The organism is Streptomyces johnsoniae (assembly GCF_031845565.1).
Lineage (GTDB): Bacteria > Actinomycetota > Actinomycetes > Streptomycetales > Streptomycetaceae > Streptomyces > Streptomyces johnsoniae.
The window spans coordinates 10,083-24,890 of sequence record NZ_JAVREV010000002.1; the positions used below are offsets into that span (position 1 = coordinate 10,083).

The 14,808-nt window shown below is 73.9% G+C and carries 10 protein-coding genes; 4 read left to right on the forward strand and 6 right to left on the reverse strand.

Annotation, left to right across the window (positions count from 1 at the left end):
* Positions 1-27 precede the first annotated feature (27 nt).
* The 3 genes from RM779_RS03070 to RM779_RS03080 form a co-directional block, all read right to left on the reverse strand.
* Complete coding sequence (locus tag RM779_RS03070; protein ID WP_311615517.1) at positions 28-1,539, reverse strand: DUF5719 family protein; 1,512 nt, start codon at positions 1,537-1,539, stop codon at positions 28-30.
* Positions 1,536-5,141, reverse strand: a complete 3,606-nt coding sequence (locus RM779_RS03075; RefSeq protein ID WP_311615519.1) for a glycosyltransferase family 2 protein — start codon at positions 5,139-5,141, stop codon at positions 1,536-1,538. Before RM779_RS03075 ends, RM779_RS03070 begins: the two co-directional genes overlap by 4 nt.
* Positions 5,142-5,294: 153 nt before the next feature.
* Positions 5,295-5,558 carry a WhiB family transcriptional regulator gene (locus tag RM779_RS03080; RefSeq protein WP_077061059.1) on the reverse strand — a complete coding sequence of 88 codons (264 nt, stop codon included), beginning with the start codon at positions 5,556-5,558 and terminating at the stop codon, positions 5,295-5,297.
* Between the two features lie 533 nt (positions 5,559-6,091).
* On the opposite strand from RM779_RS03080, the gene RM779_RS03085 reads away from it, so the two are divergent.
* From RM779_RS03085 to RM779_RS03095, 3 genes are read left to right on the forward strand one after another with little or no spacing between them, the layout of a single operon-like run.
* On the forward strand, positions 6,092-6,592 hold the full coding sequence (locus RM779_RS03085) for a cysteine dioxygenase (protein WP_311615521.1): 501 nt from the start codon (positions 6,092-6,094) through the stop codon (positions 6,590-6,592).
* A 13-nt stretch (positions 6,593-6,605) separates the two neighbouring features.
* The gene (cofD, locus tag RM779_RS03090; RefSeq protein ID WP_311615523.1) at positions 6,606-7,571 is read left to right on the forward strand and encodes a 2-phospho-L-lactate transferase; all 966 of its coding nucleotides are present in this window, start codon (positions 6,606-6,608) and stop codon (positions 7,569-7,571) included.
* Positions 7,568-8,905 carry a coenzyme F420-0:L-glutamate ligase gene (locus RM779_RS03095; RefSeq protein ID WP_311615525.1) on the forward strand — a complete coding sequence of 446 codons (1,338 nt, stop codon included), beginning with the start codon at positions 7,568-7,570 and terminating at the stop codon, positions 8,903-8,905. Before cofD ends, RM779_RS03095 begins: the two co-directional genes overlap by 4 nt.
* A 21-nt stretch (positions 8,906-8,926) precedes the next feature.
* On the opposite strand, the gene RM779_RS03100 is transcribed toward RM779_RS03095, so the two are convergent.
* The gene (locus tag RM779_RS03100) at positions 8,927-10,003 is read right to left on the reverse strand and encodes an LCP family protein (RefSeq protein ID WP_311615527.1); all 1,077 of its coding nucleotides are present in this window, start codon (positions 10,001-10,003) and stop codon (positions 8,927-8,929) included.
* Between the two features lie 128 nt (positions 10,004-10,131).
* On the opposite strand from RM779_RS03100, the gene RM779_RS03105 reads away from it, so the two are divergent.
* On the forward strand, positions 10,132-11,121 hold the full coding sequence (locus RM779_RS03105; protein ID WP_394813228.1) for a glycosyltransferase family 2 protein: 990 nt from the start codon (positions 10,132-10,134) through the stop codon (positions 11,119-11,121).
* Here the strand turns inward: RM779_RS03105 and RM779_RS03110 are convergent.
* Together RM779_RS03110 and RM779_RS03115 are read right to left on the reverse strand one after the other, a co-directional pair.
* Positions 11,099-12,880, reverse strand: coding sequence for an LCP family protein (locus RM779_RS03110; protein ID WP_311615530.1), 1,782 nt, complete (start codon positions 12,878-12,880; stop codon positions 11,099-11,101). The two genes, RM779_RS03105 and RM779_RS03110, sit on opposite strands and share 23 nt — an antisense overlap.
* Positions 12,881-12,903: 23 nt before the next feature.
* A complete protein-coding gene (locus RM779_RS03115) occupies positions 12,904-14,685 on the reverse strand; it encodes an LCP family protein (protein WP_311615532.1) in 1,782 nt (593 codons plus the stop codon).
* Positions 14,686-14,808: the final 123 nt, after the last annotated feature.

The following is a 14,808-nucleotide window of genomic DNA, read 5'->3' on the forward strand; positions in this document are numbered from 1 at the left end:
CGGGACTGAAACGTCTTTTTCCGGCCGTCAGTCCATCAGGATCGACAGGTCGGGCTCCGTTTCGGGCACCGAGACGGTGGAGTGGTCGTCGGGGAGGGTCTGGACGGTCCAGCCGGGCGTTCCCCCGTTGTCGACGGTGAGGGTCCTGGCCGCGTACAGCGGGCCGCCGCGGGGGGTCAGGGTCACCGCGAACGTGCCCTCGATGGAGTCGGGGATCTCCGGGGTGACGGTCATGGTGGTCCGGCCGTCGACCGTGTACGTCTCGGTGACGCTCTCGCCGCCCTCGGCGCCCGCGGACCAGGTGACGTCGACCTCGACGGCCTCGTCGGGGGCCAGCAGGGAGAGCGTGGTGCCGGAGGCGGTGTTCCCCGCGGCGGAGGCGCGGGTGCCGACGGGGGCGGTGGCGGGGATGAACGCCATCTCCTGCTCGTCGTCCTCGCCGAGGGTGACGCGCGCGGCGGCGACGACAGGACCGCCGCCCGTGCCCGCGGCCGGGGTGAGCACGAGTGAACCGGCCTCGCCCTGGGTCAGGTTCTCCAGGTCGATGGCGGTCAGCGTGCCGGCGGGGACGGAGATGCTCTCGTAGCCGGCCGGGGTGATGGTGCCGCCGGGGCCGGCCAGGCCCACGTCCAGGGTGATGTCCTCCTCGCCCGGGGCGAAGACGGCCAGCCGCACGGACCTGGTGTCCGCGGGGATGCCGGGCAGCACGACGGGGCCGCCCGCGGGTGCCGCGGACGGCGGCAGCCAGTCGGCGCCCAGCTGCTGGTCGACGGCCTCGACCTGCGCGCCCACGCGCCCGGTGCGTGCGGTGACCTGGACGGCGACGTTCGTCTGCGGCTCGGGGCTGACGGTGGAGAGCCGGACGGGAACGCTGCTGCGGCCCGGCACCGTGATGCCCTGCCCGGCCTCGGAGTCCAGCGCGCCCTCCGGGCCGTGGAGCACGATGTCCACGACGGTGGCGGCCTCGTCCGGGTTGGTGATGTGGACGTAGTCGGAACGGCTCTCCGCGGTGCTGGCGCCCGCGAACCAGAACTCGGTGTCCGGGGTGCGGCAGGACGTGCCCAGCACGCCGCCCGCGGTGACGGCGGTGGTCTGCTGCACCGTCCAGCCGGGCGCCAACCGCTGCTCGGCGGTGCCGGTCAGGGCGGCGGCGGACTCGTCGACGCGGGCGGAGACGGGCACGCCGGGCTCGGCGAGCGGCACGACGGGCTCCCCACCGTCCTGCCTCTCCCCGGCCTGCTCCTCCTCGCCGCCGGGAACGTGCTCGGGCGCGGGCAGCAGCTCGGCGCGGCCGGGCTCGTCGCCCTCCTCCGCGCGGCCGGGCTCCTCGCCCGCGGGCGGGGTGTAGGCCGTGTACCAGGTCGAGGCCGACTCGGCGGCGGTCGGCCGGGGGCAGGTCAGCGCGGTGCGCTCGACGGGAACGGGCAGGCGCTGCGAGGTGGGGGCCGTCTCGGAAGGGTCGGGCCGCAGGGCGGTGGCGCCGGTCACCGCGGCGAGGGCGGCGGTGACGGCGATGAGGGACATGGTCGCGCGGTTCATCGCTGGTTGCTCCCGTCGCCGTAGTCGGCGGGGTAGTCGTACGGCCGGGTGCTGTCGTAGCTGTTCCCGTCCCAGTCCTGGTAGGGCTGCGGCGGGACGGCGGGGCCGTCCGGGTACGCGGTGCCCTGGTCCTGGTAGGTGCCGGGCCAGGGGTCCTGGTAGCCGGGCCACGGCTCCTGCGCGGGCGGCGCGGGCGGTGCCTGCGGCGCGGGCGGCACCGGCGGCACGCCGTCCGCGCCCGCCGCGCCCGGGGGCCCGGCCTGCGCAGGAACGGGCCCGGCCTGCGCCGGAACGGGCGCGGGCGGCGGCTCCGCGGCGGCCTGGCGGCGCGCGCGGCGGCCCTGGGGGGCGGCGGGCGCGGGCTCGGCCTCCTCGGGCAGGTCGTCGTCCAGCTCGCGGCGGCGGCCGGGCAGCGCGAGCACGGTGAGCACGAGCAGCGCGAAGCCCTGCGCCCAGACCCACAGCGTGTGCGTGCCCGGGGTCTCGTGGACGACGTCAAGACGCCCACCGCCCGCGGGCAGTTCGAAGCCCTGGGCCCAGCCGTCGATGGTGACGGGCGTGAGGGACTGCCCGTCCAGGGTGGCCTGCCAGCCGTCGCCCGCGGTGTCGGCGAGCTGGAGCACGCGCCCGGCCGGCCCTTCCGGCACGTCGGTGTGGATGTCGACCGCGCCGGCGGGGACGGCGAGGGGCTCGGCCCCGGCGCCCTCCTCCTCGGCGGGCAGGATCACGGCGCGGGAGACATCGCTGTTCACCCGCCACAGCGCGCCCTGCTCCTGGCTGAGGCGCTGGAGTCCTGGGGTGGTGTCGAGCACGCGGTGGAGTCCGGCCGGCGAACCGTCCTGCACCAGCACGTACCGCACGGCGTAGGCGGCGAGCGCGGTGGTCTGGTCGGCGCCGGAACCGGCCACCAGATCGCCGACGACCTGGCTCAAGCCGTCGTCGGGACCGAGCAGCTCGGCCAGGTCGGCATCGCCGAGCCGGGCGCCTGAGCCACGGACCAGGCTGTAGTCGACGGCGCCGGGCGCGCCGTCCTCCCCGGCGCCGCGGCCGGACAGCACGAGGGTGCGGGCCTGGTCCTGGGTGGTGCTCTCCTCGGCGACGAACGCGGGCACCTGCACCGGATCGGTGCGTTCCAGCGGGCCGTTCGCGCCGCCGATGATCCAGCCGGCGGCGGCCAGCAGCGGCCCGGCCGCGGCGGCGCCCGCCACGGCGACGGCGACGGGCTGCCGCCAGCCGAAGCTCTGCGCGGCGACCCGGTACCTGGCGCCGTCCGCGCCGAGCGCGGCGGCGGCGAGCAGGGCGAGGCCGTACACCAGGGTGGCGGGCCCGGCCCAGGCGTCGCCGTCGGACCAGACCGCGAAGACGAGGCCGGCGAGGGCGACGGCCCACGCGGTGGTGACGGCGAGCCGCCGTTCGCGGCGCAGCAGCGCGCCGAGCGCGGCCAGCACGATGCCGATGAGCAGCCAGGTGCTGGGGGTGCCAGGACCGCCGGGGTTCACGTTGAGCAGCTGGAACGCGGTGGCACGGCCCGTTTCGAACGGCAGCCCGACCTCCCGCAGGAAGTCGGAGGGCGACAGGAGGACGGACCACGACCAGGGGCCGAGCAGCACGAAGGGGGTGAGGAGCACGGCGCCCAGGCGCAGCGCCCTGGCCCGGACCAGCGCGGGGTCGAGCGGGAGCGGCAGGAAGACGGCGAACAGCGCGAGCACCAGGGCGAGCGGCCAGATCACCGGCGTGAACGCCGTGGCGACGGCGAGCAGCAGGGCGCAGGCCCACACGGCGCGCCAGGAGCCGCGCCCGCCGGGGGCCGCGTATCCGGCGGCGAGGATCGCGGTGCGGGCCAGGGGCGGCAGGAGCACGGCGAGGACCGCGGTGCCGAGGTGGCCGCCGGCGACGGCTCCGGTGAGGGCGGGCAGGAAGGCGTAGGCGATGGACGCCCAGGCGCGCAGCAGGCGGGACATGACCAGCGGGCGCGAGGTGAAGTAGGCGCTCGCGCCCGCCAGGGGCACGCAGGCGACGAGCAGCAGCGTCATCGTGAGCCCCGTGCTGCCGAGCAGGCCGGTGGCCATGAGCGCGAGCAGGGCGAGGTAGGGGGGCGCGGATTCGGTGCCGCCGGTGCCGACGGGCTGCCAGGTCGACAGGTAGCGGTCCCACAGGTCGCCGGCGTCGCCCGGGGCGGGCAGCAGGGCGCCGCCGGTGAGCGCCCCGGTGCCGATGAGGTCGCGGCAGGCGAGCAGGGCGGCGAGCAGCAGGCCGAGGGCCAGCATGGGTCCTGGGCGGCGGGCGAGGCGCCGGACGCGGGCGAACTGCTCGATGTCGAGGGCGTCCGTCTCGTCGTCGGACGGGCCGGATTCGACGGCGCCGTGCCGCCCGCCGCCGGCGGCGGCGGGCTCGGTCCGGCCGCCGAGGTTGCCCGCGACCTGCTCGACGGTGGTGCGCACGGTGGCCAGCGGCGGCGGGAAGAGGGGGCGCAGCTCCCCCGGGTCGTTGTCGGGGGCGACCGCGCGGTCGCGGCGGCGGCGGGCGCCGAGCACGAGGCCGGGGCGCAGCAGGGTGGCCAGCAGCCCGGCGGCCTCGTCCAGGGCGCGGCCCGGCAGCTTGCCGACGAGGTAGGCGAGAACGCGCAGCAGCGTGCCGAAGACCAGCCGGAACAGCACCCAGGGCAGTACGCGTCCGCGGGCGTTGACGAGGAGGGCGTAGGCGGCGGCGGCCTTGTCGACCCGGTGCGGGTTGCCGCCGAGGCGGCCGGCGCAGTCGATGGAACGGCGTTCCCTTGAGGCGGCCTCGGCGTGCCGCAGGACGGCGGCGGGCGCGACGAGCACGCGGTGGCCCGCGGCCTGGGCACGCCAGCACAGGTCGACGTCGTCGCGCATCAGCGGCAGTCTGCGGTCGAAGCCGCCGAGCTGCTCGAAGACGTCGCGGCGGACGAGCATGCCCGCGGTGGAGACGGACAGGACGGGGCGGACCTGGTCGTGCTGGCCCTGGTCCTGCTCCCTGCGGTCGAGGCCGGTCCAGCGGCGGCCGCTGTTGGCGATGGAGACGCCGACTTCCAGCAGCTGCTTCCTGTCGTACCAGCCGCGGAGCTTGGCGCCGACGATCGCGGCGGAGGGGCTGGCGTCGGCCTGGCGGAGCAGCTCGGCGAGGGCGTCCGGCTCTGGGGCGGCGTCGTCGTGCAGCAGCCACAGCCAGTGGACGGGCTCGCCGAACGGCAGCTCCGGCAGGTCGTAGGTGCTCGTGTCCCACGTACGAGTGACGGGGTCCCAGGCGTTGGGGCGCTTCAGGTAGGGCAGATCGTCCGGTGTGAGGACGGGCGCGGTGCGGACGGCCTCCGCGACGGCGGTGCCGAAGCCGCTGCGGCGGGCGAGGTGCAGGACCCGCTCGGCGCCGAGTGTCTCGGTGACCAGCGTGGCGGAGGAGTCGGCGCTTCCGGTGTCGGCGGCGATGACGTCCTGCACCGGCCGCTCCTGCGCCAGCAGGCCGCGCAGGACCTCGGGTAGCCAGCGTTCGCCGTCGTGCGAGACGAGTACGGCGGTGACGACGTGCCGCGGGAATTCTGGGTGGGCGGCCTGCTGGGGCGCCGCCGGCTGGCTGTGCACGGACATCGAGGTGCTGGCCCCGGTTCGCTGGACGGTGTGGACGGTGCCGCCGTGCGGCGACGTCTCGGACAGCGCACCACACTAGCGGCTGGGCCCGCCGGAGCCCGCCGGACCGACGCAACATCGGTCAGCCACCGGTCGGCCGGGGTCAAACCCCGCTCAGACAGCCGCCTTCTTCAGACGCCGACGTTCACGCTCGGACAAACCACCCCAGATTCCGAAGCGTTCGTCGTTGGCGAGGGCGTATTCGAGACATTCGGAGCGGACCTCGCAGGCGAGGCACACTTTCTTCGCCTCACGCGTGGAGCCACCCTTCTCGGGGAAGAACGACTCGGGGTCGGTCTGGGCGCACAGTGCGCGTTCCTGCCAGCCCAGCTCCTCCTCCGCCTGATCGACCAGCAGTTGCTGGAACAGCTCGGTCATATGCGCGCCCCTCGTCTTCTTTGCTTCCCCGTGATGCCGCTGTTATCGATACCGCTCGAACGACATGAGTGAAATTACAGGCGGGGTGCTCACTGGCAGTCAAGCCACGATCTGTTATTCACCCGATGATTCACCCTGTGGCACCACAAGCGCACGGAAAGTGTTCAAATCGGCACAAACTCACACGAGCCAGCGCTCGGCCAGTCGCGTAATCCGGTCGTTCTCCTCTCACTTCGCCGATCCATCGACCGCCTGCACCCGGAGAGACGAACGAGCGCCCGGATGTGTTGCAGCCCGTGGGCGACAGCGACCAGGATCACAGCCGGATCACGGATGGGCAACGGCGGCCCCGGGGCCGCGGATGGAAGCCCGTCTGTCCGCGAAGCGGCCTGCATAAACCTTTCCGCGGCGCACCCTTACCCGAAGTGGTGAAACAATGACCCCGGCCGCGAGCCCCGTTGACAGGCACGTGCGCCTGCCGCTCCGCTAGGGCATCCATCCGTACCCCGAACGATGGCGACACCACCGACCTCATGGACAACGACAACGAAATCGCCGGTGACCCGCTGGCGATCCCGCACCTGCTCCCGCCCGTTCCCGAGCACCCGGCCACCGTCGCGCAGTTCGCCGGTCTGGCCGCCGCGCTCGCGGATGATCGCGCGTGTTGGGCGCCCCTGGTGCGGTACGACGCGGCCAGCCGCTGGTACCACCGGCTGCGCACCGGTCCCGGGTACGAGGTGTGGCTGCTGAGCTGGGTGCCGGGCCAGGGCAGCGGGCGGCACGACCACGGCGCGTCCAACGGCGTGTACACGGTGCTCCAGGGCGCGCTGACCGAGCACGCCGACGGCCGCGGCAGCCGGGTGCTGACGCCCGGCTCGCTGCGGGTCTTCGCGCCCGGTTACGTGCACGAAGTGGTGAACGCCGCGCTGACGCCCGCCGTCAGCCTGCACGTCTACTTCCCCGGGCTCACCGAGATGCGCATGCACGCCCGTTCGCAGGCGGAGCCCGTTCCCCGGGACGTCCTCGCCTGCTGACAGACTGGGCCGCATGCAACGCATCGTGGTTCTGTCCGGCGGCATCGGCGGCGCCCGCTTCCTGCGCGGCCTGCGGCGCGCCGCCCCGGACGCCGGCATCACCGTCATCGGCAACACCGGCGACGACATCCATCTGTTCGGCCTGAAGGTCTGTCCCGACCTCGACACGGTGATGTACACGCTGGGCGGCGGCATCCACGACGGACAGGGCTGGGGCCGGGCCGACGAGACGTTCACCGTCAAGGAGGAGCTGGCCGCCTACGGTGTCGGGCCCGAGTGGTTCGGCCTCGGCGACCGGGACTTCGCCACCCATATCGTCCGCACCCAGATGCTCGGCGCCGGGTATCCGCTCAGCGCCGTCACCGAGGCGCTGTGCCGCCGCTGGGAGCCCGGGGTCACGCTGCTGCCGATGACGGACGACCGCGTCGAGACGCACGTCGTCGTGGACGACGGCGAGGGCGGCCGCAAGGCGGTCCACTTCCAGGAGTACTGGGTGCGGCTGCGCGCCGCCGTACCGGCGCACGCGGTCCTGCCGGTCGGCGCGGACCAGGCGGCGCCCGCCCCCGGCGTGCTCGACGCGCTCGCGACGGCGGACGTCATCGTCTTCCCGCCGTCCAACCCCGTGGTGAGCATCGGCACCATCCTCGCCGTGCCCGGGCTGCGCGAGGGCATCGCCGACGCCGGGGTGCCGGTCGTCGGCCTGTCGCCCATCATCGGTGACGCGCCCGTGCGCGGCATGGCCGACAAGGTGCTGGCCGCCGTCGGCGTGCCCTCGACCGCCGCGGCCGTCGCCCAGCACTACGGCTCCGGGCTGCTGGACGGCTGGCTGGTGGACACCGCGGACGCGGACGCGGTCGGCGCCGTGGAGGCCGACGGCATCCGCTGCCGCGCCGTTCCCCTGCTGATGACCGACATCGACGCCACCGCCGCGATGGCGCGGGAGGCACTGTCGCTGGCCGAGGAGGTCAAGGCCGCATGACGACGGAGCACGAGCCGGCCGCCGCGCCCCCCGCGTACCGGGTGTGGGCGCTGCCGGGCATTCCCGAGGTGAAGCCGGGCGACGAGCTGGCCAAGCTGATCGCCGAGGCCGCGACCGCGACCGGTCTGCCCGGACTCGCGGACGGGGACGTCCTCGTCGTCACCTCGAAGATCGTGAGCAAGGCCGAGGGCCGGGTCCGGCAGGCCGGCGACCGGCAGGAGGCGATCGACGAGGAGACCGTCCGCGTCGTCGCGCGGCGCGGCCAGGCGCGCATCGTGGAGTCCAGGCACGGGTTCGTGATGGCGGCGGCCGGGGTCGACGCCTCCAACACCCCGCCGGGCACCGTTCTGTTGCTGCCCGAGGACTCCGACGCCTCGGCCGCCCGCATCCGCGGCGGGCTGCGGGACCTGCTGTCGGTCGACGTCGGGGTGGTCGTCACCGACACGTTCGGGCGACCCTGGCGCGAGGGCCAGACGGACGTGGCGATCGGCGCCGCGGGCGTCGAGGTGCTCGACGACTTCCGCGGCACCACCGACCCGTACGGCAATCCGCTGGGCGTCACCGTCACCGCCGTGGCCGACGAGATCGCCGCGGCGGGCGAGCTGGTCAAGGGCAAGACGGACGGGCTGCCGGTGGCCGTCGTCCGCGGCCTGGCCCACCGTGTGCGCCCCGGCACCGGCGGGGCCCGCGACCTGATCAGGGCCGCGGCCGACGACATGTTCCGCCTGGGCACCTCCGAGGCCGTCCGCGAGGCCGTCGCCCTGCGGCGCACCGTGCGGGAGTTCACGGACGCCCCGGTCGACCCCGAGGCGGTGCGGCGCGCGGTGGCCGCCGCGGTGACCGCGCCCGCGCCGCACCACACGACGCCCTGGCGGTTCGTGCTGCTGGAGTCCGCCGGGTCGAGGACCGGGCTGCTGGACGCCATGCGCGAGGCGTGGATCGCGGACCTGCGGCGGGACGGCCGGAGCGAGGAGAGCATCGCGCGCCGCGTGCGGCGCGGGGACGTGCTGCGGGCCGCGCCGTACCTGGTGATTCCGTGCCTGGTCGCGGACGGGGCGCACGCCTACCCGGACGAGCGCCGCGCGGCGGCGGAACGGGAGATGTTCGTGGTGGCCGCGGGCGCCGGCGTGCAGAACCTGCTGGTGGCCTTGGCCGGGGAGGGCCTGGGCTCGGCGTGGGTGTCCTCCACCATGTTCTGCCGCGACGTGGTCCGCGAGCGGCTCGGTCTGCCGGAGAGCTGGGACCCGATGGGCACGGTGGCCGTCGGCCACGCCGCGGCGCCGCCCCGCGCCCGCCCGCCGCGCGACGCGGCGGCGTTCATCACCGTGCGCTGACCCGGGGCGGCGCCGGTCAGGTCAGCAGGTGATGTCGTCGGCGTCCGCGGTGGCCGCGGGCGTCGGTGCCGAGCCGGCGGGCCGCTTCGGCGGCTCGGGCAGTGGCCCGTCCTCCCGCAGCGCCGTGAACAGACGGTCGGCCGCCGCCTCGTCCCACATGACGGTGGAGCCGAGCCCGGGCACGTGCCGGGCGGTGTCCGCGACGGGGACGGAGGTGAAGCGGGCCTGCGAGGTCTCGAAGTGGCGCAGCAGGCCGGCCAGCGCCAGCATCTCCTCGGCGCCGAAGCCGGGGTCGGCCCTGACCGAGTCGAGAAGCGCGCCGGCCGTGCGGCCGGCCTTCGCCGGATTGAGCAGAACGCCGCCGCTGATCGCCTCGTCGAGGAACGCGGCGAGGAACCGCTGCTGGCGTGCCATGCGGCTGAAGTCCGAGGTGCCGTCGAGGTGGCGGGCCCTGACGTAGGAGAGCGCCGCGGCGCCGTCCAGTGTGCTGGTGCCGGCCGGCAGGTCGAGGCCCGAGTAACTGTCTTTCAGCGGGCGGGTGGTGCACACCCGCACGCCGCCGATCTCGTCGACCGCGCGCATGAAGCCGACGAAGCTGACTTCGAGGTAGTGGTCCACGCGCAGCCCGGTCAGCCCCTCCACCGTGCCGACCATCAGGGCGGGCCCGCCGTGGGACAGCGCGGCGTTCAGCTTGTCGGCGTGCGCGGGGTGCCGTCCGCCGCCCGCCTCGAAGTCGTGCGCGGGGAGCCTGGCGTAGGAGTCGCGCGGCAGGCTGACGACGGTGGCGCGGTCGCGCGCCTCGGACACGTGCAGCAGCAGCACCGCGTCCGCGCAGCGGCAGGAGGCGTTGCCGACGTGGTACCTGGTGCGTTCCGCGGCGCTGAGCCCGTCGCGCGAATCGGTGCCGATCAGCAGGATGTTGAGGCCGTCGCCGGCGTCCGGGCGGTCGCGCAGGCCGCGGAACGGGTCGACCCGGCGCACCTCGTTCTCCGCCGAGGTGACCATCGCGTGGCCGGCTCCGCTGGCGGTCAGGACCAGTGCGGCCAGCGCGGTTGCGATGCGCAACCCCCAGCGGCGGCCGTTGCGTCGAGCATGCATGCGGGCACCTCCCGCGGTCACCGTATGGCCATACGATCTACGGCCCTGGGGTGGCGCGCGCCGGGGTCCCCCGATCGCGGTAACGTGACCCGGTGACCAGCATCCCGACCGACGCCGTGTCCGTGATCATGCCGGTGCTCAACGAGGAACGGCATCTGCGCAGCTCCGTACGGCACATCCTGGACCAGGACTACCCCGGCGAGCTCGAAGTGGTGATCGCCCTCGGCCCGTCGGAGGACAGGACCGACGAGATCGCCGCCGAGCTGGCCGCCGAGGACGACCGGGTCCAGACCGTACCGAATCCGACGGGGCGCACCCCGGCCGGGCTCAACGCCGCGATCGCCGCGTCCCGCCACCCGGTCGTGGTGCGCGTCGACGGGCACGGCATGCTCTCCCCCGACTACATCGCCACCGCGGTGCGGCTGCTGCACGAGACGGGCGCGGCCAACGTCGGCGGCATCATGCACGCCGAGGGCGAGAACGACTGGGAGCGCGCCGTCGCCGCCGCGATGACGTCGAAAATAGGTGTGGGCAACGCCGCGTTCCACACCGGCGGCACGGCGGGCGAGGCCGAGACCGTGTACCTCGGGGTCTTCCGGCGCGAAGTGCTGGAGCAGCAGGGCGGGTACAACGAGGAGTTCATCCGGGCACAGGACTGGGAGCTGAACTTCCGGATCAGGCAGGCGGGCGGGCTGATCTGGTTCTCGCCCGAGCTGCTGGTCTCCTACCGGCCCAGGCCCTCGGTGCGTGCGCTGGCCAAGCAGTACCGGAACTACGGACGTTGGCGGCACGTGGTGGCCCGTTACCACTCCGGCTCCATCAACCCCCGCTACCTCGCGCCACCGGTCGCGCTGCTCGCCATCGCGGCCGGGACCGTGGTGGGCGCGGTGCTGACGCCGTGGGGGCTGATCGTGCCGGGCGGCTACCTGGCGGCGATCGTGCTGGGTTCGCTGCCCGCGGGCCGGGGGCTGCCGCCGGGCGCGCGCGCCCGGATTCCGCTGGCGCTCGCGACGATGCACCTGTCGTGGGGCTGGGGCTTTCTGACGAGCCCGCGGAAGCTGGCGCGCAAGGTCATCGCCAGCCGCCGGGAGCCGGTCACCACGTATAGGCGGGATTGACCTCCATGCAGTCCGGGCCGTCCTTGCCCGAGGTGATGTCCTCCTCGTCGACGGCCGGTCCTTCGTCCCGCGCCGGGTCCTCGGTCGGGTCGGCGGACGATGCGGGGTAGGCGACGCCCTCGCGCCAGTCGGCGCCGATCACCAGCGTGACGCGGTCCACGGCCGTGGAGGCGCGGACGGCGCCGTGCGGAACGCCGAGCGCCTCGGCGACGGCCTCGGCGTTTGCCTGGTCGGCGATGTCCGGGTAGAGCAGCGCGGTGGCCTCCTCGGAGGCCGCGGTGGTGTCGGTGGCGGCGGCGGTCCAGCCGAGGCGCTGCAGTTCGCCGGTGATGACGCCGGCCCGGCCGGACACGGGGGCCTGGAGGGCCCCTCCGGTGCCGTTGCGGACGGCGACCTCCACCTCGGCGGGCGCGTCCGGGGTCGCCTCGGGCGACTCGGAGCCCTCCCCGCCCGGCTCGCCCGACTCCTCCGGGTCGGCGGGGCGTGCGTCGGGGTCGTCCAGCGGTATGTCGTCGCGGAGCATCGTGAACAGCTCCTCGGACTTCGCCGGGTCCGGGATGATCGTGACGTCCGGGGCGGCCGGGTCGGGCAGCCAGGGCAGCGTGACCATGTTGATGCGGTCGTTCGGGACCTCGCGCAGGTCGCCGGCCAGGTTGTACAGGTCCTGAACGGAGCCGATCTCGTGGTTGACGGTCAGCGCGCTGGTGGCGGCCTCGGCCAGACCCATCAGCTCGGTGGTGTTGGTCAGCGAGGTGCTGGACTGCAGCTCCTCCACCATGTTGCTGAGGTACATCTGCTGCGCCCGGGTGCGGCCTATGTCGCTGCCGTCCTCGAAGCCCTTCCTGGTGCGCAGCCACTGGAGGGCCTGTTCGCCCTCGATGGTGGTCTCGCCCGCTTCGAGGCGCAGCCCGGACTTGGGGTCGTCGACATTGTCGGTCACGCAGACGGGCACGCCGCCGACCGCGTCGGCCATGTCCACGACGCCGGCGAAGTCGACCATCATGAAGTGGTGGATGTAGACGCCGGTCAGGTCCTGCCAGGTGTCGACGACGCAGCCGGGGCCGCCGTGCGAGAGGGCGGTGTTGATGGACGCCGACTCGTCCGCCGGGTACACCTCGCCGGTGTCGGGGTCGGTGCACTCGGGGATGGGCACCTGGGTGTCGCGGGGGATGGAGATCAGGCTGATGTTGCTGCGGTCGGCCGAGGCGTGCAGCAGCATCTGCACGTCGGCGCGGACCGGGCCGCCGGCCAGGTCCGAGGCGCCGCCCAGCTCCGAGTTCTCCTCGCCGTCGCGCGAGTCGGAGCCGAGGAGGAGGATGTTGAGCGGGGTCTCACCGTTCGCGTTCGGCTCGGGGGGCGCGAGGTCGCTGCCGCCCGCGCTGCGGTCCCGTTTGGTGATGTTGTCGTTCAGGTGTTCCAGGTAGAGGTAGCCGGCGACGGCGACCGCGGCGATGAGGACGGCGAGCGAGCCCGCGGTCCACACGAGGATGCGGCGCCACCGCGGCTTCGGCTTCTTCCGCTTGCGCTGCGCCTTGCGGCGGGACCCGGGGCCCGGGTCCCCCGCCGGGTCGGGCCCGGCGCCGCCGGGCGCGGCGGGCGCCCCGGCGTCCGGGGCGCGGCGCTGACCGGGAACGGGCGCGGCGGCGTCAGGACCCGGCCGCCCCGCGGTCTCGTGCCCCTCGTTCAGGGAGCCGCCGTCGTCCTCACCACGTATGCCGCTCCTCCGCACGGAGATCCCCCACTCTTCGCTTTCGCTCATTCCCGCCCGCGGGGGCGGCCCCGTCACGAGGCGCAGACGTCTTCGTCATCCGCCGTGATGCTGTCAACGTCCTCGGGCCGCTCCGCCGGGACCTCGATGGGCCGGCCTGCGCCCTCGAAGTCGTTGCCGAGGATGAGGACCATGGGCTCCTCGCCGGCGTCGGCGTCCTGCTCCTGGAGCGCGGAGTCCGGCAGGCCCATCATCTCGGCGAGCCGCGCCGCCTGACCTGCCTGGTCGGGGCCGTACTCCAGGGTGGTCGTGTCCTGGGGGGCGGGCGCGTTCCCCACGTTGCTGGCGAGCGGCACGCCCTGCTCGGTCTGGAGCCAGTCCAGGGTCTCCTGCGCCGCGCCGATCACGTCGCCGCCGTTGTAGACGTCGACGCGGACGTCCTCGGGGGCGGCCATCTCCGGCTCGCGCTCGGTGTTCCCGCCGTCGTCGCCGTTCCCGCCGTCCTCCGGCTCCCCGTCCTCGGTCATGGAGACGTCCTGCTGGAGCATCTGGAAGATCGGCGCGGCGCGCGCCTCGTCGACGACGACCGTGGCCTTGGCGTCCTCGGGCTCGTCGGGGTTGTCCACGACGGGCAGGGTCACGAAACTCATGTCGGACATCGGGACCTTGCGCACCTCGGAGGCGAGGCCGTAGAGGTCGTCGATGCTGCCGATGCCGGTGTCGACGGTCAGCGCCTTGGTGGCGGTGTCCGCCAGGTCCCAGAAGCTGTTGAGGCTGGAGAGCACATTGCTCTCGGTGATCTCGCGCGCCATGGAGGCCATGAACTGCTGTTGCAGCTCGATCCTGCTCAAGTCGCTGCCCTGGCCGACCGAGTAGCGGGTGCGCACGAACGCAAGCGCGTCCTCGCCCTCCAGCTCGTGTGTCCCGGCGTCGAGTTGAAGACCGGACTTCGGGTCGTCGATGGGCTCGGCGACGCAGACCTCGACGCCGCCGACGGCGCTGGACAGGTCCTTGACGGCGTTGAAGTCGGCCATCATGAAGTGGTTGATCTCAACACCGGTCAACTGCTCGACCGTGCGCCAGACACAGCCCGGGTCGCGGCCGTCGGTGCCCATGCTCTGGTTGAACCTGACGCCCTGCGAACCGGGGATGACCCGCGTCGAGCCGTCCTCGCCGCGGACCTCGCAGTCGGGGACGTCGGTGATCAGGTCACGCGGGATGCTCAGCCCGGTGGCGTGGGTGCGGTCCTCGGAGAAGTGCATGAGGATCGTGGTGTCCGCGCCCTCGCTGGCGTCGCCGCCGTAGCTTTCGTTGCCCGAGCCGGTGCGGGTGTCGGTGCCGATGAACAGGACGTTGATCGGCTCGTCCGAGCTGTAGTCGTTGCTGATCCCGGTGTCGACCTTGTTGATGTTGCCGTTCAGCCGGTTGTAGAGGTACCAGGCGGTCCCGCTCAGCACGACGAGGAGCAGGGCGAGCGAGCCGCCGGTCCACAGGAGGACCTTTTTGCCGCGGCCGCGTTTCTTCTTGGCCTTGCGGCGGCCCCGGCCGGTGGCCGGGGCCTTGGCGCGGCGGTCGCGCTGCGGCGGCACGGAACGGTCGCCCTCGGACTCGCGGTCGCCCTCGCCGGGCGGCCTGCGGTCGCCGGGTCTGGTGGACGGCGCGCGACGGCGCGGTGACGGTGCGTTGTGCGCGGACTGCGGGCGGGCCGCAGCAGGCGACGCCTGTCCCGGCTGCTCGCCCTGCCCGGCTTGGCGTGCGCCGGGCAGCCGCAGCTCGTAGTTGCCGGTGTCCGGATTGAACACCCACTGATCCGCGGGATCGATACCGCCCGCGCCCCCGCGTCCCTGCGCTTCCACGTAACCGTGCGCCCTCCGTGTGCGTACTAGAGGATCAGACGGCTCACCCTAGCCGCCAGGTTCCACGACCCGCGCTTGCGGTGACGCAATCCACCCTTTACAGCGAGGGCAAACCTCCGGCTA

Excerpts from the sequence above, each read along its gene's own strand:
- RM779_RS03070 (WP_311615517.1), bottom strand. The coding sequence starts at position 1,539 with ATGAACCGCGCGACCATGTCCCTCATCGCCGTCACCGCCGCCCTCGCC.
- RM779_RS03075 (WP_311615519.1), bottom strand. The coding sequence starts at position 5,141 with ATGTCCGTGCACAGCCAGCCGGCGGCGCCCCAGCAGGCCGCCCACCCA.
- RM779_RS03080 (WP_077061059.1), bottom strand. The coding sequence starts at position 5,558 with ATGACCGAGCTGTTCCAGCAACTGCTGGTCGATCAGGCGGAGGAGGAG.
- RM779_RS03085 (WP_311615521.1), top strand. The coding sequence starts at position 6,092 with ATGGACAACGACAACGAAATCGCCGGTGACCCGCTGGCGATCCCGCAC.
- cofD (WP_311615523.1), top strand. The coding sequence starts at position 6,606 with ATGCAACGCATCGTGGTTCTGTCCGGCGGCATCGGCGGCGCCCGCTTC.
- RM779_RS03095 (WP_311615525.1), top strand. The coding sequence starts at position 7,568 with ATGACGACGGAGCACGAGCCGGCCGCCGCGCCCCCCGCGTACCGGGTG.
- RM779_RS03100 (WP_311615527.1), bottom strand. The coding sequence starts at position 10,003 with ATGCATGCTCGACGCAACGGCCGCCGCTGGGGGTTGCGCATCGCAACC.
- RM779_RS03105 (WP_394813228.1), top strand. The coding sequence starts at position 10,132 with ATGCCGGTGCTCAACGAGGAACGGCATCTGCGCAGCTCCGTACGGCAC.
- RM779_RS03110 (WP_311615530.1), bottom strand. The coding sequence starts at position 12,880 with ATGAGCGAAAGCGAAGAGTGGGGGATCTCCGTGCGGAGGAGCGGCATA.